This window comes from Ramlibacter sp. GS1-15 (assembly GCF_057785015.1).
This window is the reverse complement of sequence record NZ_JBYNTU010000001.1, coordinates 3,494,629-3,517,804: the sequence shown is the minus strand read 5'-3', so window position 1 is coordinate 3,517,804 and position 23,176 is coordinate 3,494,629. Positions and strand designations below refer to the sequence as shown.

26 protein-coding genes are annotated in these 23,176 nt (G+C 70.1%); 12 read left to right on the top strand and 14 right to left on the bottom strand.

Annotation, left to right across the window (positions count from 1 at the left end):
• Window positions 1-10: 10 nt before the first annotated feature.
• Together nhaR and AC3EF3_RS17625 are read left to right on the top strand one after the other, a co-directional pair.
• Window positions 11-889, top strand: coding sequence for a transcriptional activator NhaR (nhaR, locus tag AC3EF3_RS17630; protein ID WP_488533448.1), 879 nt, complete (start codon window positions 11-13; stop codon window positions 887-889).
• A gap of 55 nt (window positions 890-944) precedes the next feature.
• The gene (locus tag AC3EF3_RS17625; protein ID WP_488533447.1) at window positions 945-1,286 is read left to right on the top strand and encodes a hypothetical protein; all 342 of its coding nucleotides are present in this window, start codon (window positions 945-947) and stop codon (window positions 1,284-1,286) included.
• A gap of 1 nt (window position 1,287) precedes the next feature.
• On the opposite strand, the gene AC3EF3_RS17620 is transcribed toward AC3EF3_RS17625, so the two are convergent.
• The 7 genes from AC3EF3_RS17620 to AC3EF3_RS17590 are packed head-to-tail and all read right to left on the bottom strand — an operon-like array spanning window position 1,288 to window position 7,097.
• Complete coding sequence (locus AC3EF3_RS17620) at window positions 1,288-1,638, bottom strand: TfoX/Sxy family protein (RefSeq protein WP_488533446.1); 351 nt, start codon at window positions 1,636-1,638, stop codon at window positions 1,288-1,290.
• Window positions 1,635-3,059, bottom strand: coding sequence for an MFS transporter (locus tag AC3EF3_RS17615; protein ID WP_488533445.1), 1,425 nt, complete (start codon window positions 3,057-3,059; stop codon window positions 1,635-1,637). The genes AC3EF3_RS17620 and AC3EF3_RS17615 overlap by 4 nt, the downstream gene beginning before the upstream one ends.
• Before the next feature lie 5 nt (window positions 3,060-3,064).
• Window positions 3,065-3,712 carry a hypothetical protein gene (locus AC3EF3_RS17610; protein WP_488533444.1) on the bottom strand — a complete coding sequence of 216 codons (648 nt, stop codon included), beginning with the start codon at window positions 3,710-3,712 and terminating at the stop codon, window positions 3,065-3,067.
• Entirely contained in the window at window positions 3,709-4,689 is a 981-nt protein-coding gene (locus tag AC3EF3_RS17605; protein ID WP_488533443.1) for an MlaD family protein, read from the bottom strand. Before AC3EF3_RS17605 ends, AC3EF3_RS17610 begins: the two co-directional genes overlap by 4 nt.
• A gap of 1 nt (window position 4,690) precedes the next feature.
• Window positions 4,691-5,494: an MlaE family ABC transporter permease gene (locus tag AC3EF3_RS17600; protein WP_488533442.1), complete on the bottom strand. Its 804-nt coding sequence runs from the start codon at window positions 5,492-5,494 to the stop codon at window positions 4,691-4,693.
• Between the two features lie 31 nt (window positions 5,495-5,525).
• The gene (locus AC3EF3_RS17595; protein ID WP_488533441.1) at window positions 5,526-6,467 is read right to left on the bottom strand and encodes a flavin-nucleotide-binding protein; all 942 of its coding nucleotides are present in this window, start codon (window positions 6,465-6,467) and stop codon (window positions 5,526-5,528) included.
• Window positions 6,468-6,476: 9 nt separating this feature from the next.
• On the bottom strand, window positions 6,477-7,097 hold the full coding sequence (locus AC3EF3_RS17590) for a glutathione S-transferase family protein (RefSeq protein WP_488533440.1): 621 nt from the start codon (window positions 7,095-7,097) through the stop codon (window positions 6,477-6,479).
• Between the two features lie 107 nt (window positions 7,098-7,204).
• Here AC3EF3_RS17590 and AC3EF3_RS17585 point away from each other — a divergent pair, with 107 nt between their 5' ends.
• The 3 genes from AC3EF3_RS17585 (at window position 7,205) to AC3EF3_RS17575 (ending at window position 11,537) form a co-directional block, all read left to right on the top strand.
• The gene (locus AC3EF3_RS17585; protein ID WP_488533439.1) at window positions 7,205-8,092 is read left to right on the top strand and encodes a LysR family transcriptional regulator; all 888 of its coding nucleotides are present in this window, start codon (window positions 7,205-7,207) and stop codon (window positions 8,090-8,092) included.
• A 149-nt stretch (window positions 8,093-8,241) separates the two neighbouring features.
• On the top strand, window positions 8,242-10,149 hold the full coding sequence (locus AC3EF3_RS17580; RefSeq protein ID WP_488533438.1) for a DUF6600 domain-containing protein: 1,908 nt from the start codon (window positions 8,242-8,244) through the stop codon (window positions 10,147-10,149).
• A gap of 38 nt (window positions 10,150-10,187) precedes the next feature.
• Window positions 10,188-11,537, top strand: coding sequence for a DUF6600 domain-containing protein (locus tag AC3EF3_RS17575; protein WP_488533437.1), 1,350 nt, complete (start codon window positions 10,188-10,190; stop codon window positions 11,535-11,537).
• On the opposite strand, the gene AC3EF3_RS17570 is transcribed toward AC3EF3_RS17575, so the two are convergent.
• On the bottom strand, window positions 11,530-11,790 hold the full coding sequence (locus tag AC3EF3_RS17570) for a hypothetical protein (protein ID WP_488533436.1): 261 nt from the start codon (window positions 11,788-11,790) through the stop codon (window positions 11,530-11,532). The two genes, AC3EF3_RS17575 and AC3EF3_RS17570, sit on opposite strands and share 8 nt — an antisense overlap.
• A gap of 163 nt (window positions 11,791-11,953) precedes the next feature.
• Here AC3EF3_RS17570 and AC3EF3_RS17565 point away from each other — a divergent pair, with 163 nt between their 5' ends.
• Window positions 11,954-13,447 (top strand): AMP nucleosidase, encoded by a 1,494-nt coding sequence (locus AC3EF3_RS17565; RefSeq protein ID WP_488533435.1) that lies wholly within the window; start codon window positions 11,954-11,956, stop codon window positions 13,445-13,447.
• 3 nt (window positions 13,448-13,450) lie between these two features.
• On the opposite strand, the gene AC3EF3_RS17560 is transcribed toward AC3EF3_RS17565, so the two are convergent.
• Window positions 13,451-13,894, bottom strand: a complete 444-nt coding sequence (locus AC3EF3_RS17560; protein ID WP_488533434.1) for a VOC family protein — start codon at window positions 13,892-13,894, stop codon at window positions 13,451-13,453.
• 76 nt (window positions 13,895-13,970) lie between these two features.
• Here AC3EF3_RS17560 and AC3EF3_RS17555 point away from each other — a divergent pair, with 76 nt between their 5' ends.
• A complete protein-coding gene (locus AC3EF3_RS17555) occupies window positions 13,971-14,849 on the top strand; it encodes a LysR family transcriptional regulator (protein ID WP_488533433.1) in 879 nt (292 codons plus the stop codon).
• A gap of 5 nt (window positions 14,850-14,854) precedes the next feature.
• Here the strand turns inward: AC3EF3_RS17555 and asd are convergent, their stop codons facing one another.
• Window positions 14,855-15,715, bottom strand: coding sequence for an archaetidylserine decarboxylase (gene asd / locus AC3EF3_RS17550; protein ID WP_488533432.1), 861 nt, complete (start codon window positions 15,713-15,715; stop codon window positions 14,855-14,857).
• A gap of 33 nt (window positions 15,716-15,748) precedes the next feature.
• Between asd and AC3EF3_RS17545 the strand changes: the two genes are divergently transcribed.
• Together AC3EF3_RS17545 and AC3EF3_RS17540 are read left to right on the top strand one after the other, a co-directional pair.
• Window positions 15,749-16,672 (top strand): ATP-binding cassette domain-containing protein, encoded by a 924-nt coding sequence (locus AC3EF3_RS17545; RefSeq protein ID WP_488533431.1) that lies wholly within the window; start codon window positions 15,749-15,751, stop codon window positions 16,670-16,672.
• Window positions 16,669-17,463 (top strand): ABC transporter permease, encoded by a 795-nt coding sequence (locus tag AC3EF3_RS17540; protein ID WP_488533430.1) that lies wholly within the window; start codon window positions 16,669-16,671, stop codon window positions 17,461-17,463. Before AC3EF3_RS17545 ends, AC3EF3_RS17540 begins: the two co-directional genes overlap by 4 nt.
• A 4-nt stretch (window positions 17,464-17,467) precedes the next feature.
• Here AC3EF3_RS17540 and AC3EF3_RS17535 read toward each other — a convergent pair whose 3' ends face one another.
• Genes AC3EF3_RS17535 through AC3EF3_RS17525 form a run of 3 tightly spaced genes read right to left on the bottom strand, consistent with a single transcriptional unit; the run spans window position 17,468 to window position 19,511 of the window.
• The gene (locus AC3EF3_RS17535) at window positions 17,468-18,961 is read right to left on the bottom strand and encodes a glycosyltransferase family 39 protein (protein WP_488533429.1); all 1,494 of its coding nucleotides are present in this window, start codon (window positions 18,959-18,961) and stop codon (window positions 17,468-17,470) included.
• Between the two features lie 32 nt (window positions 18,962-18,993).
• On the bottom strand, window positions 18,994-19,323 hold the full coding sequence (locus AC3EF3_RS17530) for a hypothetical protein (RefSeq protein ID WP_488533428.1): 330 nt from the start codon (window positions 19,321-19,323) through the stop codon (window positions 18,994-18,996).
• The gene (locus tag AC3EF3_RS17525) at window positions 19,323-19,511 is read right to left on the bottom strand and encodes a hypothetical protein (RefSeq protein WP_488533427.1); all 189 of its coding nucleotides are present in this window, start codon (window positions 19,509-19,511) and stop codon (window positions 19,323-19,325) included. Before AC3EF3_RS17525 ends, AC3EF3_RS17530 begins: the two co-directional genes overlap by 1 nt.
• 143 nt (window positions 19,512-19,654) lie before the next feature.
• On the opposite strand from AC3EF3_RS17525, the gene AC3EF3_RS17520 reads away from it, so the two are divergent.
• Complete coding sequence (locus AC3EF3_RS17520; protein WP_488533426.1) at window positions 19,655-20,149, top strand: pyridoxamine 5'-phosphate oxidase family protein; 495 nt, start codon at window positions 19,655-19,657, stop codon at window positions 20,147-20,149.
• Window positions 20,146-21,459, top strand: a complete 1,314-nt coding sequence (locus tag AC3EF3_RS17515) for a GAF domain-containing protein (RefSeq protein ID WP_488533425.1) — start codon at window positions 20,146-20,148, stop codon at window positions 21,457-21,459. The genes AC3EF3_RS17520 and AC3EF3_RS17515 overlap by 4 nt, the downstream gene beginning before the upstream one ends.
• 1 nt (window position 21,460) lies before the next feature.
• On the opposite strand, the gene AC3EF3_RS17510 is transcribed toward AC3EF3_RS17515, so the two are convergent.
• Window positions 21,461-22,171 carry a hemerythrin domain-containing protein gene (locus AC3EF3_RS17510; protein ID WP_488533424.1) on the bottom strand — a complete coding sequence of 237 codons (711 nt, stop codon included), beginning with the start codon at window positions 22,169-22,171 and terminating at the stop codon, window positions 21,461-21,463.
• A 170-nt stretch (window positions 22,172-22,341) separates the two neighbouring features.
• On the opposite strand from AC3EF3_RS17510, the gene AC3EF3_RS17505 reads away from it, so the two are divergent.
• On the top strand, window positions 22,342-23,154 hold the full coding sequence (locus AC3EF3_RS17505) for a crotonase/enoyl-CoA hydratase family protein (protein ID WP_488533423.1): 813 nt from the start codon (window positions 22,342-22,344) through the stop codon (window positions 23,152-23,154).
• Window positions 23,155-23,176 lie beyond the last annotated feature (22 nt).

Here is a 23,176-nt window from a genome sequence, read left to right as displayed (position 1 = left end):
CCCCACGCGCATGGCCGTTCCGCTCAACTACCGGCACCTCTACTACTTCTGGGTGGTGGCCAACGAGGGCGGGATGGCGCGCGGCGCGGAGCGCCTGGACATGGCCGTGCAGACCATCAGCGCGCAGGTGCGCGCGCTGGAACAGGAACTGGGCCACGCGCTCTTCAAGCCGGCCGGCCGCGGGATGGCGCTCACCGAGGCCGGCAAGGCGGCGATGGGATTCGCCGACCAGATCTTCCAGCTCGGCGAGCAGTTGCAGGACGCGGTGCGCGACGCCGCGACCGGCCAGGGCTTGCGGCTGGCGGTGGGCATGTCCGACGGCTTGCCCAAGCTCGTCGCGCACCACCTGCTGCAGCCGGCCTTGCAGGACCCGCGCGTGCGCCTGCTCTGTCACGAGGACGAATTCGACCGCCTGCTCGCCGACCTCGCATTGCATCGGCTCGACGTGGTGCTGTCCGACCGGCCGGCGCCGGCCAACCCGAACCTGCGGCTGTACAGCCACCGCATCGGTGAGGGAGCGCTCGCATGGTTCGCGCCGGCGGCGATCGCCAGGCGCCATGCGAAGCGGTTTCCCCAATGCCTCGCCGAGTTGCCGGTGCTGTTGCCCACGGCGCACTCGGCCGTGCGCGTGGGCATCGACCAGTGGCTCGAGCGCCAGGGCATCCGCACGCGCATCGCCGGCGAATTCGAGGACAGCGCCCTGCTCGCCGCGTTCGGCCGCGCGGGCATGGGCGTGTTTCCGGCGTCGCGCTGGTCGCAGCAGGAACTGCTGGACGACGGGCGCCTGCGGCTGCTCGGCGAAACGCCCGAACTGGTCGAGCACTTCTACCTCATCTCGGCCGAGCGCCGCATCCAGCATCCGCTGGTCAAGCGGCTGCTGGAGGCATGATGCGCAGGCGGTGAAGGCCGCCGGCATCAAGGCCGAGTGAGGGCCGCCTGACCGCATGGGTTACCATGCACCGGAACACGTCCCCAAGACCATCGCTTTTCCGGTCTTCCTGCGAATTCCCTTCTTGCTGATCTTTCCGGGCGTGGCATTGACCGAAGGGATCGACATGACAACGCAACACACTGCGGCTTCGGCGGAGGCTGAAGCCCTGCAAGCGCAGGCATTCGAAGCCGAAGCGGAACGCCGGTTCGATTCCGTGCACGACCAGCTCGAAGCCAGCGGGCGCAAGCGCGAAGCCACGTCGTCGGAAGAGTTCCGGCAATGGATGCGGGCCCGCGCCCGCACCGACGAAGCCTGGGGCCAGTGGGCGCTCGCGATGGACGCCTCGCGTCCCTGAATCAACGCCTGCGACGGCGCGCGGGCCTGGCACGGGCGCGCAGCGCCGCTTCCAGCGCCAGCCGCGCCCAGGGTGCCATCAGCTGCGGCGAGTCCATCGCCTCCGGCGGCACGCTCCAGTAACTCGTCGTGTGCCGCTCGCCGCGAGCGGTGTATTCGAAGCGGCGGCTGCCTGCGTCCATGAAGCGCGATTGCGTCTGCTCGTCCGCCTTCAGGTAGAGCGTGTCGCCGGCGATGATCGCGACGAACACGCCGTCGATGTACAGGCCATGGCCGCCGAACATGCGCTTGCCCTGGACCTCGCCCACGGCCGACAGCAGCTCCGAGCAGTAGTTCGCGAAATCAGGCGTCATGCCGCATTCTCCAGCGGCGGTGCGATCTCCTCCAGCGGCCTGCGTTCCGCGTCCACCCCCCAGCGCCACGCGACCACGGCGGCCGCGACCACGAGCGCCGCGCCGAAGCCGTAGCCGGCGAACACGTGGGCCCGGCTGCCGGTCGCGATCAACTCGCCGAACAGTGCCGGCGCCGCGAAGCCGCCGATGGCCGTGCCGACGGCGTAGAAGATCGAGATGGCCACCGCGCGCATCTCCAGCGGGAACACCTCGCTCACGGTGAGGTAGGCCGAGCTCGCCGCGGCCGATGCGAGGAAGAACACGGCGGACCAGGCGAGCGTCATCATCGTCGCGTCCAGCAGTTCGTGCAGGAACGCGAAGCCGGTGGCTGCGAGGGCGATGCCGGACAGCGCATAGGTGGCCGCGATCATCACTCGCCGGCCCACGCGATCGAACAGCGGCCCGAGCACCAGCGGGCCGAGCACGTTGCCGGCCGCGAACGGGAGGATGAAGAGGCCGACGCGCGCCGCATCGATGTCGAAGAAGCGCGTGAGCACCAGGGCATAGGTGAAGAAGATCGCGTTGTAGAAGAACGCCTGCGACACCATGAGTGCCAGCACCACCGCGCTGCGCCGTCGATACCGGCGCGCCAGCACGTGCGCCACCTCGCGCAGGCCCGGCGAGCGCACGCGCGTCGACGCCACCCGGGCGTGCCCGGCCGGCGGCAGGGTGGTGGGCCCGGGCCGCGCGCGCACCTGCGCTTCGATACCCGCGACGATCCGCTCGGCTTCCGCCGCGCGGCCATGCGCCAGCAACCAGCGCGGACTCTCGGGCACATGGCGCCGCACGAGCAGGATCGCCACGGCCAGCGCCGCCCCCAGCAGGAAGCCCGCGCGCCAGCCCTGCCGCGGACCGAGCACCCGCTCGTCGAGCAGCACGAGGCTGAGGCTCGCACCCAGCGCCGCGCCGATCCAGAAGCTGCCATTGATCGCGAGGTTCACGCGTCCGCGCACGCGCGCGGGAATCAGCTCGTCGATCGCCGAATTGATCGCCGCGTATTCGCCGCCGATGCCGATGCCGGTCGCGAAGCGGCACAGGGCGAAGCTCGCGAACCCCGTACTGAAGCCTGTCGCCATCGTGGCCAGCATGTAGACGACCAGCGTGATGAGGAACAGGCGCTTGCGCCCGAGCTGGTCGGCAAGCCGCCCGAACACCAGCGCCCCGAGCACCGCGCCGGCGACGTAGAGCGACCCGGCCCCGCCGACCTGCGCGGCGGTGAGCGCCAGCGTGTCGGGCCGCTCCAGCACGCTGCCCACCGATCCGACGAGTGTGACTTCCAGGCCGTCGAGCACCCACGCGATCCCCAGCGCGAAGACCACGCGCCAGTGCCAGCGCGACCAGGGCAGGCGATCCAGCCGGGCGGGGATGTCGCTGGCCGGCAAGGCGGCTAACGTCCTTGCGTCACGAGCGCCATCCGCCGCCGGATGCGCTCCGCCTCCTCGCGCGCACCGGCGCGCTCGGCGCGTTGCGCCTGCACGCCCAGCCACGCGAGCAGGGGCCGGCGCCAGCCTTGCCCGGAGGCCGTGTCGACGGCGACCTGCATCACCTCGGGCGAGGCGCGACCGGTGCGGAACATCACCCCCGCGGCGACGAGTCGCGCGACCGGGTCGCCGATCGCCTGCAACGCGCCTGCATCTTCGCGGCCGCCGGCAACCGCCCGATGCTGCTCGGGCAACAGCGCCACGTCGGCCGGCGTGACGCGCCCGGCGATGTACTCGGCGTACGCGCGTTCGGCGGGCGGCGCATCGGCGCGCAGGCGCTCGAACCCGGTACACGGGTCCAGCACCAGGCTGGCCACGGCGACGGCGCAGCGCGTGAGTTCCGCGCGTGCGACCAGCTCGGCGCGCCCGGTGCTGGCGAGTTCGTTGCGGGCCTGCTCGAATTCGCTGTCGGCGCGCGCTTCGCCCTTGAGGTAGGACGCGGTGAAGCGCTGCAGGTCACCGTGGGCGTTGGCCTGCCAGTCGGGCGCGGGCGGCGTGTTGCCGCAGCCGGCCAGGGCCACCAGCATCGAGATCAAGGCAAGGCTCGGCTTCATGGGACCTTCACCTCCGTTTCGCGCGAGAACGGCCACTTGCGATTGAGCTGGTCGATCATGCCTTCGATCTTGTGCAGGTTCGCGTCCACGTCCGCGCGCAGGCGCGACAGGTCGTTGGTCGCGCCGCGCACGTTGGCGCCCACGCCTTGCGCCTCGACCAGCACCGCGTCGACCTTCTTCAGGCTCGCGCGCGTTTCGGCGAGCAGCTGGTTCAACTGGCCGACGGTTGCGCGCGCTTCCTTCATCACGCCGTCGGGGCCGAACACCTGGGTGTCGGCTTTCGCGGTCATGCCGTCCAGGCGCGCCAGCAGGGAGTTCGCGCGATCGAGCGCGGCGACGAGCTTCTGCGCATCGGCCTCGTTGCCGAAGGCCGCGCCCAGCACGCCACGCGGGCCCTTCAGGCGCTCGCTCACCTCGCGCAGGTTGGCGAGCGTGGTGCGCAGTTCGCCTTCGGCCGCGGTGATGGTGGCCACGTTGCTCAGCACGTCCTTCGCGGCCGAGAGCACCTGCGGCAATTCCGCGGTCGCATCGCCGCGCAGCACCGGGCGCTCGGCGCCGTCGGGCAGGGGCGGGTCGGTCGGCAGGCCGGTGAAGGCCTTGATCGTCGTGCCGCCCACCAGCCCGCGCACCAGCGTGAAGACGCTCGACGTGCGCAGCCAGTGCGCGTCCTTCGTCGGCACGTCGATGACGATCCTGACGTTGCCGGACTCGGCCAGCTCGACGCGCCGCACGCGCCCGATCGGGAAACCCGAGAACGTCATGTCCATCCCGACGGTCACGCCCTCGGCGTCGTCGGCCAGCAGCACCACCTGCTGCTTCGCCTCGAACAGTCCGCGCGCGTAGAGCAGGTACAGCACCGAGCCGGCGACCAGCAAGGCGGTGAAGAGCAGCAGCGCCGCCGCCTTCCGCTCGAGATGGCGAACCGGGTGCGCCGGTGTGGGCTCGGAGTTGGTGAGGGGGGAAACCGGGTCCGTCATGTCAGTAGTAATTGCCGGCGAGCGACGCGGCCTCCAGCACCAGCAGCACCGCGAACATGCGCACCAGGCCTTGCAACGCCGCGCTTTCGCGGGAGGCGTGCGCTTCGAGGTCGTACAGGCCCGAGGCCATCGGGATGATCGCCACGGCGAGGCTGAAGAAGAGCGTCTTGAGCACGAAGATCAGCGAGACGGCCGGATTGAAGACATGCCCGAACACGCGCGTGTACGCGGCGAGGCCCGCCAGCGAGAAGCCGTACAGCGCCAGGTAGGCGAGCACCAGCGCGACGACGCAGCTCAAAGCCGCCAGCGTGATGGTCGCGTAGACGCCCGCCGCCGCGCGCGGCAGCGCCTGCGTCACCACCGGGTCGCGTCCGGCGCGGGCCAGCGCGTCGAAGTCGCCGCTGCGCCGCATTGCCGCCAGCGCCGCGCCGTTCGGGATCGTGCAGCGCAGGGCGACGAACAGGGCGGCCGTCAGCGGGATCAGTTCCAGCACCAGCACGCGGATCACCATCTCCAGCGCGTACTGCGACAGGCCGTAGCTGATGGCCGTCACCACCACGATGCGCGTGATGATCAGCGTGAGCAGCGCGCACAGGGTCGTGAACCACCACAGGATGGGCGCCGTGTCCACGTACACGTGGTGCACGAGCGCGTCGCGCGTCTCGCGCGTGTAGCTCGAAGGCGTGAGCGCCAGCACGACCAGCGACGCGCCGAAGAACAGGATGCGCCACCAGCCGGCGAGCCAGCGCAGCGGCGCCCGGCCCGCATGGTCGACGCGTTGCTGCCAGGACGGGCTCGTCGTCATGCGCGGATGATATCCGCGCACATGCGCGGACCTACCAGCTGCCCGTGGCCCCCAGCACCGGCGACAGCTCGACCGGTCCCCAGCGCAGCGGCAGCGCGGACGGCGTCCACAGCGCGCCCGTGACTTCCAGGCGCACCAGCCGCAAGGCGCCGCGGAACGAGGCGAGCTCCTCGCCATCGGTGACGATGCGGGCCCGCGCGGTGACCTGCAGCGTGCCGCCGCTGTCGTGGTCGATGAAGAGCAGGCCGCAGCGCGGCTGGATCAGCAGGTTGCCGAGCGTGTTGAAGTAGGAATTGCCCGTGAAGTCCGGCAGCGTCAGCACGGCGCCGCCATCGTCGACGCGCACGAAGCCGGGCTTGCCGCCGCGGTGCGATACATCGATGCCGTGTTCCGGCGCGCTGCTTTCCAGCACGCGCGGATGGGCCGACGCGATGAACAGGGTATCGGCGCCGCGCACCAGCCGCTGCGCCGCTTCGTCCAGCGCGTTCATGCGCGCGACACGCGGCCGCTCGCTCGTCGGGCCGGTGAACCGTGGCTCGCGCGCCTGGATGTATTTCGGGCAGTTGCCGAAACTCTGGTCCACGCGCAGGCGGAACATCGTGCCGTCCGCTTCGACGACATGACCGTTGAGGCGGTTGCGGCGGCGCGTGTGCGGCTGGATCCCCAGCAGCCCGATCGGCGCGCCGGCGCGCAAGGCCGCCGCGAGCGGATCGTTCCCCAGCGGCCAGGCCCGCACCTCGAGCAGGCGCGGATCGGGCGAGTGCGCGAAACCCGGCGGCCCCGCGAGCACGGAGGCGCTGGGCTGGCCCTGCGCATCGACGCTGCCCGCCAGCAGGAACGGCAGCAATGGAAAGAACTCGCGATGCTGCTCGGGCATGAAGTCGCGCAGGAACGCCGCACCCGTCGCCGCGAAGCGTTCGCGCACGCCGGTTTGCGCCTGCAGCGCCTGTTCGCCTTCGTGGAATGCGCCCACTGCGGCTCCTCAGGCGGCCGCGGCCAGGCCGACCTTCGACCGGGCCATCGGCACGAACCGCGGCAAGGCCTCCACGCGCGCCAACCAGGCGCGCACGTGGGCATACGGCTCGAGCGAGACGTTGCCTTCCGGTGCGTGCGCGACATAGGCGTAGTTCGCGATGTCCGCGAGGGTCGGCTCGCGGCCGGCCAACCAGGGCCGCGATGCGAGCTCGGCGTCCATCACCTGCAGCAGCTGGTGGGCGCGCGTGATCATGGGCGTGCAGTCGTCGCCGCGCCCGAACAGCACGACGACGCGCGCCGCCGCGGGGCCGAAGGCGAGCGGGCCGGCCGCCACCGACAGCCAGCGCTGCACCTGCGCCGCACCCACGGGATCGCGCGGCAGCCACCGGCCCGGCGCGTACTTCGCTTCGAGGTAGACCAGGATGGCATTCGAATCCGCGATCGTGACATCGCCGTCCTGCAGCACGGGCACCTGGCCGAACGGGTTCAACGCGAGGAACGCGGGCTTCTTGTGCTCGCCGCTGCGCATGTCGACGTCGACCAGCCCCCACTCCAGCCCGAGCAGCGACAGGAACAGTTCGACGCGGTGGCAGTGGCCGGACAAGGCCATGCGGTGCAACGTGATCATCGTGGTCTCCGTGAACGTGCCGCGATTCTGGGCGCGCAGGGGCGTGGAATAAATGGCGCCCCCTGCAGTGAACTACTGCAAAATGCGCAGTAATCCGGAAGGGACCCATGGACAAGTTCAAGGCGATGCAGAACTTCGTGCGGATCGCGGACGAGGGCAGCCTGACGCGCGCGGCGCGCGAGCTCGGCTTGTCGCTGCCGGCCGTGGTGCGCTCGCTCGCGGGCTACGAGGCCGAGCTGGGCGTGCGCCTGTTCAACCGCACGACGCGCCGCATCACCCTGACCGAGGATGGCAAGCAGCACCTCGCCAGCTGCCGCCAGGTGCTGGCCGCGGTGGAGGAATCGGAGGCGCAGCTGGCCGCCGGCGCGCGCGACGCGGCGGGGCACCTCACGATCACGGCGCCGGTGCTGTTCGGCCAGATGCATGTCGCGCCGTCGGTCACGCGCTTCCTGCACGGGCATCCGCAGATCCGCTGCACCGTGCTTCTGCTCGACCGCGTGGTGAACCTGATCGATGAAGGCATCGACGTGGGCATCCGCATCGGCCACCTGGAGGACTCGTCGCTGGTCGCGCTGCCGATCGGCCGCATGCGGCGCGTGGTGGTTGCGCATCCCGACTACCTGCGCGAGCACGGCACCCCGCGTCATCCTCGCGACCTGCTGAAATTCAACTGCATCCGCAACGTCGGCGGGCCGGCGGGTTTCGGCGAGTTCCAGGAGAAGGGCCGGGCCTTCCGGGTGCCGGTGTCGGGCAACCTGGAGTTCAACCACGTGCTGCCCGCAGTGCAGGCGTGTGCCGATGGCGCGGGCTTCGGCATGTTCTTCGCCTACCAGGTGACGCCGTTCGTCGCGGCGAAGCGGCTGAAGATCGTGCTCGAGAAGTTCGAGCGTCCACCGCGGCCGATCCAGGCCGTGTACCCGCATGCGCGACTGCTGCCGGCGCGCACGCGCGCCTTCATCGACTGGATCCGGGCCGACCTCACGGCATTTCGCTGAGGCACGCGGCATCGAGGAATCCATCACGCCCGCGGCGCGCCCATTACAGCGCTTTACAAAAAACCGGGGAGCACGCGCCGCGCTTTACTTCCCGTTATCCGTTTTCGCAGGAGCTCAGGCGTTCTACTTGCAAGAGAGAGTCGACCGCCATGCGCCCGCGCTGTTCATTGCTTGCCTGCATCCGCCTGCTGTTCGTCATGGTCGCGCTGGGCGGGCCCGGCGTGGTGGCGATGGCGCAACCGGATCCGCCGGGCCGCGTCGCGCGCCTGAATTACACCGAAGGCAACGTCGCGTCCGCGCCGGCGGGCGACAACGAATGGGGCGACGCCGAGCTCAACCGTCCGCTTGTGCCCGGCGACAAGTTGTGGACCGACAAGGGCGTGCGGGCCGAAATCCAGGCCGGATCATCGGTGGTGCGGATGGATGGACGCACGCAGCTGGCGGTGCTCGCCCTGGATGACCAGGCGACGCAGCTGAGCGTCACGCAGGGCACGGTGTACGTGCGCGTGCGCAACCTGCCCGAGGGCGAGAACTTCGAGATCGACACGCCCCAGCTCGCCTACCGCGCCGCCTACCCGGGCGATTACCGCATCGACGTCGACGGGCAGCGCGGCGTCACGCGCGTCACCATTCTCTCGGGCACGGGCGCGGTGTACGGCGAAAAGGGCCAGGCGCTGACGCTCGGCGGCGGCCAGCAGGTCACGTTCAAGGGCCGCGCGCTGGAGAAGGTGAACGTCCAGGAGCAGCCGCCGCAGGACAACTTCGATCGTTGGGCGGCCGAACGCAACCGGCGCGAGGACCAGTCGGTCGCGGCGCGCTACGTCCCGCGCGACGTGGTCGGCTACCAGCTGCTCGACGCGAGCGGTGAATGGCGGCAGGACGCGAAGTGGGGCCCGGTGTGGTTTCCGCAGGGACAGGCGGCCGACTGGGCGCCCTATCGCCACGGCCACTGGGAATGGATGGACCCCTGGGGCTGGACCTGGATCGACGAGGCGCCGTGGGCCTTCGTCACGTCGCACTATGGCCGCTGGGCGCGCATGGGCACGCGCTGGGCCTGGGTGCCGGGCCGCATGGGCCTGCGCCCGATCTATGCGCCCGCGCTGGTCGCCTTCGTCGGCGGCGGCGAGGCGCCCCTGGCGGTCGGCGGCAAGCCTGCGGTGGCGTGGTTCCCGCTCGCGCCGGGCGAGGCCTGGCAGCCTGCCTACCGTGCGACGCCGCTGTACATCAGCAGCCTCAACGCCAACATGCCGCCGAAGAAGGAGGGCGACTACGCCTACCAGCGCAGGCCCGAGGCCCTGACGGCGGTCGCGCTGGAGGATTTCCATCGCGGCAGGTCCGCCCAGGGCAGCGGGCTGCGCGTGGCGGCGAACGCATTGACCAATGCGCAGGTGGTCGCGCCGCCGCCGATGCCCGAACGCAGGGCAACGATGATGGCCCGGGCCAGCGCACCGGCGGCGGCACCGGCACCCGCGCCTGCGCCTGCGCCTGCGCCTGCGCCTGCGCCCGCGCCCGAGGTCCGGGCCGCGACCGGCAGCGGCGCCGCGGTGCAACAGCAGCAGGCGCAACGCGAGCAGCAGGCCCGCGCCGACGCGGCCCGGCGCGAGCGGCAGCAGAAGCTTGCCGAGCAGAAGCGCAGTGCAGAGAAGCTGCGCGTGGCAGAGCAGGCGCGGCGCGCCGAGCAGCTGAAGACGGCCCGCCTGCAGCAAAGGCTGGCGCAGAAGAAGACGGCGCAGAAGCGGCAGGCTACCGCGCTTGCCGCCGCGAAGAAGGACGAGCAGATGCGGCGACAACTGCATGCGCAGCAGGTCGAGCAGGCACGGCGCGCGGCCGAGCGCGATGCGCAGGGGCTCGCGCAGCAGCGGGCGCAACGCGAAGCGTGGCAGCGGCAGCAGCAGGCGCTCGCCGAGCAGTTCAGGCGCGACCAGCAGGCGTGGGAAGAGCAGCAGAAGATCAAGGTGACGCCGCGCCCGCGTCCGGACCTGCGCCGGCCGCAGCCGGCGGAGCCCGAAGTCTGGCAACGCGGGATCCCGATCCTCACGCCGGGGCGCACGAGCTGAGCCGCGCCTCTTACACCGGATTACAGAAAAGGCGCGCCGTGACAGCCCTGTCCGCCTTTGTCCGATGGCTCACGATCGCCTGCGCGTTCGCGGGGACGATCACCTTCGCGCAGCAGCCGATGGCGCCCGACCCGCCGCCGCGCGTCGGGGCGCTCACGGCGTTCGAAGGCTCCGTCGCCGTGGCGCCCGCGTCGGAAACCGAATGGAGCGAAGCCGCGCGCAACCGGCCGCTCGCGCGCGGCGACCGCGTGTGGACCGACGACGGCGCGCGCGCCGAAGTGCACTTCGGCCCGTCAGTGCTGCACATGGACAGCCGCACGTTCGTCGAGGTCCTGGCGATCGACAGCGACGTCGTGCAAGTGCAGCTGAACGAGGGCAGCGCCAATGCGCGCGTGCACGAGCTGCAGGGCGACGACATCTTCGAGATCGACACGCCCCACCTCGCGTTCCGCGCGACGCAGCCGGGCGAGTGGCGCATCGACGTCGACCCGCAAGGCGGCTTCACGCGCATCGCGCTGCGCAGCGGCGCGGCCGTGGTGTGGGGTGCGGGCGGCGGCGTGCGGGCACTGGCGGCGGGGCAGGCGCTCGCGTTCACCGGACGCGAGCTGGCGACGATGCAGAACCTGCCGCCGGTCGGCGACGAAGGCCTCGATCGCTGGGCGGGCGAGCGCAATCGCGCCGAAGACCAGTCGATCGCCGCGCGCCACCTGCCGCGCGACGTCGTGGGCTACCACGAGCTCGATCGCTACGGCACCTGGTCGCAGGACCCGGTCCTCGGTCACGTGTGGTACCCGCAGGTCGCGGCCGCCGACTGGGCGCCGTACCGCTACGGCCATTGGGAGCGGATCGCGCCCTGGGGCTGGACCTGGATCGACGATGCGCCCTGGGGCTTCGCGCCGTCCCATTACGGGCGCTGGGCGATGGTCGGCACGCGCTGGTGCTGGGTGCCGGGCCCGCTCGGCCCGCGGCCGGTGTACGCGCCCGCGCTGGTCGGCTTCGTCGGCGGCGAGGGCTTCAACCTCGTTGCCTGGTACCCGCTCGCGCCGGGCGAAGTGTGGCGGCCGATCTTCCCGGCGAACCCCGCGTACGTGCGCAATGCGAACCGCTACGTCGTGACCGACAGCCGCGGCTACAACACGGGCCTGCCTCGTTTCCTGCGCTCCGACGCCGTGACGGCGATGGGCGTCGAGGATTTCCAGCGCGCCCGTCCCGTGCAGCAGCACTGGATGCGGGTGAACCCGTCCGAGCTCGCGCGCGCGCAGCCGCTGGTGCCACCGGCGCAGCGCCATGCGCAGCCGATCGCGCCGGCCACCCCGCGCATGTCGCCCACGACAAAACGCCCGCAGGATGCGGGCGTTCGGCCTTGGGGCTTGCGTCAGCTCAATTGATCGTCTTCGCGTACTCGCGAGTCACCGCGGCGGTCTTTTCCTCCTCGGGCGGCAGGTACACCGTGGTGCGGTCGATCTTCGCGTCGTAGGCCGCGAGCTCCGCGCTCGCGCTGCGGATCACCGCACGGTCGAGGGGATGGCATTGCCGCTGCGACAGGCGCCGCAGCGCCTCGGAACGTTCGACGGTTTCGCGTACCGCGCCCGGGTCCGTCATCAGCGCAAAGGGATTGGCGGCCACAGTTGCAGTTGTCATTCGTTGAAGCTCCTGTTGTTTGTGGTTCGTCGGAAGGCGGTGCAACTACTGTGGCCGAGGGGCGGGATTTGTAACGTCAGGTGCCTTCGTTACACCCTGTAGGACGCATTCCCGGACGGGCTGCGGCATCGATGCGGGAGCGCGCGTAGGCACAATAGGCCGCATGCCCTTCATGCCGCCTTTCATTGCGCCATCCCGCCACGGCGACCCGGAAAGCGCGCTGGCGCAGGTGCGCACCATCTACAGCCAGCAGATCAATCACCTGCGCGAAGCCATGCAACGCTTCATCGCCGGCGAAAACCTGCCCGGCCATGTGCGCGCCTGCTACCCCTTCGTGCGCATCCATACCGAATCGCTGCTGCGGCAGAACGCGTTGGAGAACTCGGGCCTGTCCTATGGCTTCGTTTCGGGGGCGGGGCGCTTCGAGACCACGCTGACGCGGCCCGACCTGTACGCGAACTACTACCTGGAGCAGTTCCGGCTGCTGCAGCAGAACCATGGCGTCGAGCTGGAAGTGGGCACGAGCACGCAACCGATCCCCGTGCACTTCTCCTTCGCCGAAGGCGATTACATCGAGGGCACGGTGCCGCCCGAGCGGCGCGCGCTGATGCGCGACGTGTTCGATCTGCCCGACCTGCACAACATGGACGACGGCATCGCCAACGGCACCTGGCGCCACACGCCGGGCGATCCGCAGCCGCTGGCCCTGTTCACCGCGCCGCGCGTGGACTACTCGCTGCACCGCCTGCGCCACTACACCGGCACCGCGCCCGACTGGTTCCAGAACTTCGTGCTGTTCACGAACTACCAGTTCTACATCGACGAGTTCGTGCGCCTGGGGCACGAGGAGATGGCCAACCCGGCGAGCGAATACGTCGCGTTCGTCGAACCGGGCAACGTGGTCACGCGCCGGCGCGGATTGGGCGCGCAGGAAGGCGATGAATCCGGCGCCGTGCCGCCGCGGCTGCCGCAGATGCCCGGCTACCACCTGATCCGTCCGGGCCACGGCGGGATCTCGATGGTCAACATCGGCGTCGGTCCCGCCAACGCCAAGACGATCACCGACCACATCGCCGTGCTGCGCCCGCATGCGTGGATGATGCTCGGCCACTGCGCCGGCCTCCGATCGAGCCAGCAACTGGGCGACTACGTGCTGGCGCATGCCTACGTGCGCGAGGACCACGTGCTCGACGAGGAACTGCCCGTGTGGGTGCCGATCCCGGCCCTGGCGGAAATCCAGCTGGCGCTGGAGAAGGCCGTGGCCGATGTCACCGGCTACCAGGGCGCGGACCTGAAGCGCGTCATGCGCACGGGCACGGTGGCCAGCACCGACAACCGCAACTGGGAGCTGCTGCCCGGCAACGAGCCGCAGCGCCGTTTCAGCCAGAGCCGCGCCGTCGCGCTGGACATGGAAAGCGCCACCATCGCCGCCAACGGCTTCCGCTTCCGCGTGCCCTACGGCACCCTGCTGTGCGTCAGCGACAAGCCGCTGCACGGCGAGATCAAGCTGCCCGGCATGGCCAACGAGTTCTACCGCCAGCGCGTGGACCAGCACCTGCGCATCGGCATGCGCGCGATCGAGATCCTGAGGGCCGAAGGCAGCCAGCGGCTGCATTCGCGCAAGTTGCGCGCCTTCGACGAGGTCGCGTTCCAGTAGCCCTTACTGCTTCGCGAACAGCTTGCCGATGTCCTGGAAGGCCTTGATCTCGATGGCGTTGCCGCTCGGATCGAGGAAGAACATCGTCGCCTGCTCGCCGGGCAGGCCCTGGAAGCGCACGTAGGGCTCGATCACGAACTCCACCTTGCCCTGCAGCCGCCGGGCGAGGGCTTGCCAGTCCGCCATCGGCAGCACGATGCCGAAGTGGCGCACCGGCACGCCGTGGCCATCCACCGCGCTCTTGCGCGCTTCGCCCGTTTCGCCGGGCGCCAGGTGCGCCACGATCTGGTGGCCGTAGAAATTGAAGTCGACCCATTCGTCGCTGGAGCGGCCTTCGGGGCAGCCGAGCAGCTCCCCGTAGAAGCGGCGTGCGGCCGCGAGGTCGTGGACCGGGAAGGCCAGGTGGAAGGGCGAGAGCGGGGCGGGGTTGGTCGTGGGGGCTTGCATGGCCACGATGCTACGCGCACCGGTGCAAAAGAAAAATCAATGTATATTTGAATCGAGCATCGATTTTTATTGTTCAATGATCCGCGAACTGAAGACCCTCATGGCCGTGGCACGCGAGGGCACCTTCGCGGCCGCGGGCGGGAAGATCGGCCTCACGCAGGCGGCGGTGAGCGCGCAGATGCAGCGGCTCGAAGCGGAACTGGGCTTTACGCTGTTCGACCGCACGGGCCGCGCGGCGCGCCTGAACCCGATGGGCCACCAGACGCTCGCGCGCGCCGAGGAGATCGTGCGCCTGGTCGAGGCGCTGGGTTCGCGCCGCGGCGGCCGCCCGGCCGTGCCGCTCGTCACGCTGGGCGCGATCGCGTCGGTGCAGCGCGCGGTGCTGCCCGCCGTGCTCGCGAAGTTCCACCGTCAGCTGCCCGACTGCCGCACGCGCGTGGTGCCCGGCGTGTCCGTGCAGCTGCAGGACCTGGTCGATGCCGGCGAGATCGACATGGCGCTCATCATCCGGCCGCCGTTCGCGCTGCAGGGCGACCTGCGCTGGACCACGCTCGCGCACGAGCCGTTCCGGCTGGTGGTGCCGCGCGGGTGGCGCGGCCAGGACTGGGCGGCCCTCCTGTCCAGCCAGCCGTTCATCCGCTACGACCGCGGCTCGTTCGGCGGCCGGCAGGTCGACCGGTTCCTGCGGTCGGCGCACATCGTGCCGCGCGACGTCTGCGAACTGGACGAACTCGAAGCGATCCTGGCGCTGGTCGCGAAGGGCGTCGGCGTCGCGCTGCTGCCGCAGACACGGGGGCAACGCTGGCCGGCCTCGGTGCGGGCGATCGGCCTGGGCGAGCACACCTTCCACCGCGACATCGGCCTCGTGCACCGCGCGCCGCACCAGATGAACGAGGCGGCGCAATCGCTGGCGAAGATGGTCTGCGCGGCCTACGGCCAGCCGGCGCCGCGCTAGTCCTTCTAGTCCGGACTCTCGGCCCCCGCGTACGTCGCCATGGCTTCGCCCAGCTTGACGGGCTTGCTGGGCGACCAGTCCGGGTGGAAGCTCACCACGTTCCTCGGGAACAGCATGACCACCGTCGAGCCCAGCAGGAAACGGCCCATCTCGGCGCCCTTCGCGAGGCGGATGTCCTGGTTCTCGTACGTCCATTCGCGAATGTCACGCGTGCGCGGCGGATTGACGACGCCGTGCCACACGGTGGCCATGCTGCCGACGATGGTCGCGCCGACCAGCACGTTGACGAAAGGACCGAACTCGGTGTCGAACACGCACACCACGCGTTCGTTGCGCGCGAACAGGCCCGGCACATGGCGCGCGGTGAGCGGGTTCACCGAGAACAGGTCGCCCGGCACGTAGATCATCCGCTTCAGGCGCCCGGCGCAGGGCATGTGGATGCGGTGGTAGTCGCGCGGCGCGAGGTACAGCGTCGCGAAATGGCCATGGTCGAACAGGGCGGCGAGCCGCGCGTCGCCGCCGACCAGCGCGCGCGTCGAATAGCTGTGGCCCTTGGCCTGGAAAATCTGGTCGTGCTCGATCGGGCCGAACTGGCTGATCGCCGCATCGACCGGGCACACGAAGGGCGCGCTGTCGATCGGGCGGACGCCGTCGCGCAGCGGCCGCGTGAAGAACTCGTTGAAGGTCGGGTAGCTCTCGACGCGCGGGTCGGCCGCCTCGCTCATGTCGACCTTGTACTTCGCGATGAAGTTGCGGATCAGCGCGTGCGTCAGCGCACCGCCGTGCAGGTTCGCGACCTTCCCCGCGAATTGCGTCAGCAGCCGCTTGGGCAGGAGGTATTGCGGCAGGGCGGCGAGGCGGGACATGGGCCGGGATTCTAGTGACAATAGCCGCTGCCAATGAGTGACGTCCTCTTCGAAGCCCGCCACCTCACCAAGCGCTACGGCGGCCAGGAAGTGGTGCGCGACCTGTCGTTCCACATCGAGCGCGGCGAGTGCCTGGGCGTGATCGGCCCGAACGGCGCGGGCAAGACGACGACCATCCGCATGTGCCTGGGCCTCACGGTGCCCGACGCCGGCGACATCGATGCGCTGGGCCTCGTCATGCCGCGCGATGCGCTCGCGATCAAGGCGCAGCTGGGGGTGGTGAGCCAGTTCGATTCGCTGGATCCGGACTTCACGCTGGCGGAGAACCTGCTCGTGTATGGCCGCTACTTCGGCATGAAGGATGCGCAGGTCCGCGCACGCATTCCGCAGCTGCTCGAATTCGCGGCGCTGTCGCACAAGGCCCATGCCAAGCCCATGGAACTGTCGGGCGGGATGCGACGCCGCCTCTCCCTCGCCCGCGCGCTCGTCAACGACCCGAAGCTGTTGATGCTGGACGAGCCGACCACGGGGCTGGACCCGCAGGCGCGCCACCTGATGTGGGAGCGGCTGCAACTGCTGCTGCAGCAGGGCAAATCGATCCTGCTGACCACGCATTTCATGGACGAGGCCGAGCGGCTGTGCTCGCGCCTCATCGTGCTGGACCACGGGCGCAAGATCGCCGAAGGGCGTCCGCGCGACCTGATCGCGCAGTACCTCGAATCGGACGTGGTGGAGGCGTACGGCAATGGCGCGTTCGCGCTGGTCGATTCACCGATGAAGGCGCTCGCCTCGCGCATCGAGAAAAGCGGCGAGACGGTGTTCTTCTACACGCACGACGCCAGGCCGCTGCTCGATGCTCTGGGCGAACATCATCACTTGCGCACCTTGCATCGGCCGGCGAACCTGGAAGACCTCTTCCTCAAGCTCACCGGCCGCCAGATCCGAGAGGAAGGATGAATTCCATCTGGCGCTTCCCCGACCTGTCGCCGCGCTGGTGGCCGGTTTTCCTGCGCAACCTGCTGGTGTGGCGCAAGCTCGCGATCCCCAGCCTGGTGGGCAACATCGCCGAGCCGCTGATGTGGCTGGTGGCCTTCGGCTACGGCATGGGCGCGCTGGTCGGCACGGTGCAGATGGGCGGAGCGCCGGTGCCCTACATCCTGTTTCTCGCGAGCGGCTCGATCTGCATGAGCGCGATGAACGCGGCCTCCTTCGAGGCGCTCTATTCCGCGTTTTCGCGCATGCACGTGCAGAAGACCTGGGACGGGATCATGAACGCGCCCGTGAACCTGGACAACATCGTGCTGGCCGAGATGCTGTGGGCCGCGTTCAAGGCGCTGTTCACCGTCACCGCGATCCTGGGCGTGATGCTGGCCCTCAACATCAGCCACAGCCCGAAACTGTTCGCCGCCTGGCCGGTGCTGCTGTTCGTCGGTATCGCCTTCTCGTGCATCGCGCTGATCTTCAACGCATTGGCCAAGGGCTACGACTTCTTCACCTACTACTTCACGCTGTTCCTCACGCCGATGATGTTCCTGTCGGGCGTGTTCTTCCCGCGCGATCAGTTGCCTGCGGCGCTGCGCACGTTCTCCGACTGGCTGCCGCTCACGAGCGCGGTGGAACTGGTGCGGCCGATGTTCATGGACCGCTGGCCCGACCATGCACTGCGGCACGGCCTGGTGCTCGCGGCCTACACGGTCGCGGCGTTCTGGGTCGCTCTCGCGCTCACGCGCAAGCGCTTCCGGGCGTGAGCGGCTAGCAAGGACGCGCCGGCGGGATCACCCGCCACCAGATGGCGGAGGGGGCGTTCGCGTTCTTGGCCGACGACGGAACCGCCATGAACGAGGCGCCCTGCGGAATGTCTTCCATGCCGTCAGGCCCGTGCACCTCGAGCGCGCCCCGGTCGTGCAGTTCGCGCGGCGTGACCCACGGCGTCTTCGTGAAATCGCCCTCCTCGAGGACGGGCGGGTATGCGCCCGAGTACACCGACACCAGGCCGGCAGCGAAGGACCCACCCTCGAGCAGGCGCAAGGGGCAGTTCGTCGAGCGCTGCCAATCGGCCATGGCGGCGTGGGCGAGCTCGGTGGCCGGCATCAGGCGGTCGACTGCACGGACGTGCATGCGCATCTGGGGGTCCTCGGCTTCCGCGAGCGCGTAGCCGACGTTGGCGGCCGTGAGGACAGCCGCGGCGACGGCCGCGCGGCCCACGAGCGGCTGTCCGGGCCGGGCGCGGGCGATGCGCCAGGCGAGCCAAAGCGGCAGGAACTGCAACGTCTGCAGTCCCCACATCTTCTGCGGCGTGAGCCCGGCCACCAGCACCGCACAGGCGACCACCACGAGAGGCACACCGGCCAGCCCGATCAACCAGGCACGCGCCGCGTCGTCAGCCGGTTCTGCACGCGCCGGGGCGGGGTTCCGACGCGCGGGCCAGAACACCGCGGCCGCGGCAACGAGCAGCATGCCGGCCACCATGAGCATCTGCACGGAGAAGAACCGGAACAGCGCCGGCAGCCGTGCGAACGGGCGCAGGTGCCGTGCGCTGTGTTCCACATAGTCCAGCGTGGGCAGCGCCTCGTGCACCAGCCACAGGAAATGCGGCAGGAACACGATGAACGCCACGGCGGCCGCGAGCCAGAGCTGCCGGCGCAGGGCCGGCGAGCGCAGCCGGCCCGTGATGCCCAGCGTGACGATCACGCCCATCACCGTGACCAGCGCCTGGTACTTGGCGAGCAGGCCCAGTCCGGCGACCAGTCCCGCGAGCAGCCAGTCCCGCGTGCGGCCGCTCGCCGCAGCGCGTACCGCCGTCCAGGCGATCGCCGACGAGAACAGCACCACCGCCGTGTTGTGGTTGTAGACCTCGGCGCGGAAGGTCAGCGCCTGGTGCAGGGGCCACAGCAGGATGGCGAGCTCGGCGGCGCGCGGCGGCAGGATCGCGCAGGCGATGCGCCATATGAACGCGACCGACACCAGCAGGCACAGCGCGGCCAGCAGGGGCGCGGTCCAGTGCGACACGCCGATGAGCGCGATCGCGCCGCGCATCATCCACGTGGACAGCGGCGGGTGTTTCCAGTAGCCCCATTCCAGCGAATGCGCCCAGTTGTACTGCTCGATGCTGTCGGCGAACTGGGCCGGATGGATCGCGGCCATCAGCACCGCCCAGAAGACGACCAAGCCGCCCGCCGCGAGCGGCGCGGCGGTCAGGCTCGAAAATGCCGGAAACGGAAGGCGCAGCGGATGCTCACGTTGCATACGCAAGCATCATAGTCCGCGGCCAGCGCGAGTCAGCGCGCGCCGCCGCCGCCGCGGCCCGCACCGGGGCCGCCCTTGCGCTGCGCCATCTGGTTGTCCCCACCGCGTTCGGCCATGCGGTCGTGGCGGCTTTGCGGCGTGCGACGGCCTTCGTTGCGCTGTGTGGGCGCCTGCCCGCCCATCTTGTTGTGGTCGTTCGCGGACTTGCCCGAATGCGGCGCCTGCCGGTCCTGCGGGTTGAGGTCCCGGTTCGATTTCGCCGCGCCGCGCAGTTCCTCGGTGGACGCGCCGCCGACCCAATCGCGTTCGGGGTGCTTGTCGCGGCTTTGCTCGCTGCGGATGAAGTCCTGCTTCTTGCTCATCACATGACTCCTTCCGCATGGTCATCGTTGGCCGCGTGGCACAGGACGTCATCCAGTTCCATCGTGCCGGCCAGGCCCGCTTCGCCGGGCAAGGTGGTGAGCACCGCGCCTTCGAGGTCCGTGAGCACGCCCGCTACCGTCCAGCCACCGTCCTCGGTGGTTTCATTCGTCTGGGTGTCTTTCATCATGGTTGCAACCTTCGGTCGTCCATTCCATCTTGGGACAGGCCGCGGCGCCTTTCTGTAGGAGCATCCCGATGCCCGGCCGTGGGTGCCCGGAGACAGCGCGTAGCTGTACCGGACGCGGCCGAACAGTTAGCATTTCGCGCACCATGAGTGCGCTGGCCCAACTCGCCCCCGACCTCGTCGCGATGATCGCGCGCGGCGTGTCGGCCAACGTCGCCTCGTGCGACGAGCGGCTGCGGCCGAGCGTGATGCGGGCGATGGGCAGCGCCATCGACGCGGCCGCCGGCACCGTCACCGTGTACCTCGCGCGCTCGCAGGCCGGCCAGCTGCTGCGCGACGTCGAGGCGGGCGGACGCATCGCCGCGACCTTCAGCCAGCCCTCGAGCCACCGCACGGTGCAATTCAAGGCCACGGGCGCGAGCATCCGGCCGGCAACCGAAGCGGACCGGCCCGTGCTCGAGCGCTATATCGCCGCGATGGAGCACGAGATCGGGCAGGTCGGGCATCCGCCGCGCGTCACGCGGGCGTTGCTCGCGTGGCAGCTGGAGGAGCTGGTGGCGGTGAGCTTCGTGCCCGAGCAGGCGTTCGACCAGACGCCGGGCCCGAAGGCCGGCCGGCTGGTGGCGGGCGCGATGCCATGACGCGGCTGTCGGACATCCGCGCCTGCTTCGAAGGCGCGATCCCCGCGGTGATGGCCACCTGCGCGGGCGACGGCACGCCCAACGCGACCCAGATCTCGCAGGTGTATTACGTCGACGAGCAGCATGTCGCGCTCTCGTTCCAGTTCTTCAACAAGACGCGGCAGAACGTGCTCGCCAACCCGTACGCGGCCGTCCTGATGATCGACCCGCGCACGATGGCGATGTGGCGCCTGCACCTGCACTACCGGCGCACCGAAACCGAAGGGCCGCTGTTCGAGGGCATGAAGGCGCAGCTCGCGGGCATCGCCTCGCACACCGGCGTGGAAGGCGTGTTCCGCCTGCTCGGCTCGGACGTGTACGAGGTCGAGCGCATCGAGGCCGTGGCCGGCGAACCGCTGCCGGCGCCGCCCGCGCGCATCGGCCTGCTGGGCGCGGTGCGCCGCTGCGGCGAGCGGCTGGCGCGCTGCACCGCGCTGGAAGAAGCGCTCAACACCGTGATGGCCACGCTCACGCACGACCTCGGCATCGCCCACGCGATGGTGCTGATGCTCGACGCGGCCGCGCAGCGGCTCTACACGGTGGCCAGCGCCGGCTACGCGACCTCGGGCGTCGGCTCCGAGATCGGCGTCGGGCAAGGCGTGATCGGTGTCGCCGCGCGCGAGCGCACGCCGGTGCGCATCGTGCACATGACGCATGCCGCGAGCTACAGCCAGGCGATGCGCTCCAGCCTCGAGGTGAGCGGTCCGGAGATTCCGTACCCGGGCCTGGCGCAGCCGCACAGCCAGCTCGCGGTGCCGCTCGTTTCGGGTGGGCGCGTGCTCGGCGTGCTGTTCGCCGAAAGCCCGGAGGACCTGCGCTTCGGCTTCGAGGACGAGGACGCGCTGGTCGCGATCGCCGGCCAGCTGGGCGCAGTCATCGATCTCACGCAGGAAGCGAGTGACGCTCGCGAGAGCGAACCGAGCGCGACGCCCGCCCGTGCCGCTGCCGGACCGCCGCTGGCGGTGCGGCGCTTCGCCGCCAACGAGAGCATCTTCGTCGGCGACCAGTACCTCATCAAGGGCGTCGCCGGTGCGATCCTGTGGAAGCTGTTGCGCGAACAGGCCGCCGGGCGCTGCGAATTCACCAACCGCGAACTGCGGCTCGATCCCGCGCTCGGCCTGCCCGAGGTCGGCGACAACCTCGAAGCGCGGCTCGTGCTGCTGCGCCGCCGGCTCGAGGAGTTCGGCTCCGACCTGCGCATCGAGAAGACCGGGCGCGGTCGCTTCCGGCTTGCGGTGACCCGGCCGGTCAGCCTGGTCGACGCCGGCTGAGTCACTCGAGTTCGAGCGCCTGCGCCAGCTTGTCCCACTCGCGCTGCGTCAGGTGCGGCCGCACGGTGGCGATCACGGCCTGGAACGCCGGCGCAGGCGCGTGGGCTTGCATGTCCTGCAGCATGACAGCGCGCTCGGCGGGGCTCATGAAGGGCACCATCCAGCGCATCGCGAACAGCATCTCCTGTGGCGGGATCGAGCCGACCAGCGCGCCGTGGATGCCCGCGAGTTCCTCGTCGCTGTAGTTTGCCCACAGCACGGCGTTGTGCTGGGTTTCCTCGACGTGCATGTGCTCGAAGTTGTCCGCGATGAACAGGGCCAGCGCCCGGTACAGCGTCAGCGCGGCGGCTGCGCGCGCGGCGACCGGCTGCGCGCGCAGCGCCTCCACGGCCTGCGCGAGTTCGGCGATGTGGCGTTCGTGATCCTCGTGCTCACCGGCGATGCGCGCCGCGCTGCCGGGCGCGCGCGCGTCCATCGCGGGATGCACGAACGCGTCCTCGTGCGCCAGGTGCGAGCGCAGGAAGTCGAGCAGCTCGACCACGCGCTGGGTCACCTGGGCGAACTCGAGGTCGTCCTCGCAGTCCATGCGCCCCACGGCCAGCAGCGTGTCGGCCATCAGCGCGCGCAGCGCCTTGTGGATGGGCAGGTACAGGTCCGGGCGCGGCGCCGACAGGGCGGCCACTTCGTGCATTTCCTTCTGGTCGATCTTCATGGGTTCCTCTTTGGCCTTCGGATTTCGAAGGCGGAAGTCTAGGAACCACGCACCGATCGCGCCGCTAAGAATTGCTTAAGCGATCGCTCAAATCTTCGTAAGGCGCGATCGCTGTGAACTGCGTCACTCCGCGGGTGATCGCCAGCCCGATTTGCAGTCTAATCAGCGCCATGTCGTCCTCGCCCGAAGCGCCGCCGCAAGGCTGCATCAGCTGCGAAACCCGCGGCCCGCTGCTGCTCATCGGCATCAACCGGCCCGCCAAGTACAACGGCTTCACGCCGCGCATGTTCAGGGAGCTCGGCGAGGCGTACACGCGCCTGGACGACGATGCGCCATTGCGCGTCGGTGTGCTGCATGCGTACGGCCAGCACTTCACGGCCGGGCTGGACCTGCCGACCATCGCGCCGCTGATGCAACGCGGCGAGAAGGCGATCCCCGAAGGCTGCGTGGAGCCCACCGACCTGGGCACGCCGGGTTACCGGCGCCGCACCAAGCCGATGGTGGTGGCCGTCAAGGGCATCACCTACACGCTCGGGATCGAGCTGATGCTCGCGGCCGATGTCGTGGTCGCGGCCGACGATTGCCGCTTCTCGCAGCTGGAGGTCAAGCGCGGGATCATGGCGACCGGCGGCGCGACGCTACGCATGGCCGAGCGTGCCGGCCTGGGCAATGCGATGCTGCACCTGCTGACGGGCGACGAGTTCGGCGCGGCCGAGGCGCTGCGCCTGAATTTCGTGCAGAAGGTGGTGCCTGCCGGGCAGGAACTGGACGAAGCCTTGCGTATCGCCGAAGCGATCGCCGCGCAGGCACCGCTCGCGGTCGTCGCCACGCGCCTGAACGTGACGAAGGCGATCGAGCAGGGGCCGCTCGCGGCGATGGCGGAGTTCGTCGACACGCAACGCCGGCTCGCCCGGACCGAGGATGCGGCCGAGGGCGTGCGCTCGTTCGTGGAAAAGCGCGCCGCGCGATTCCAGGGGCGCTAGCACAGCCGCTTGCGGCCGTGCT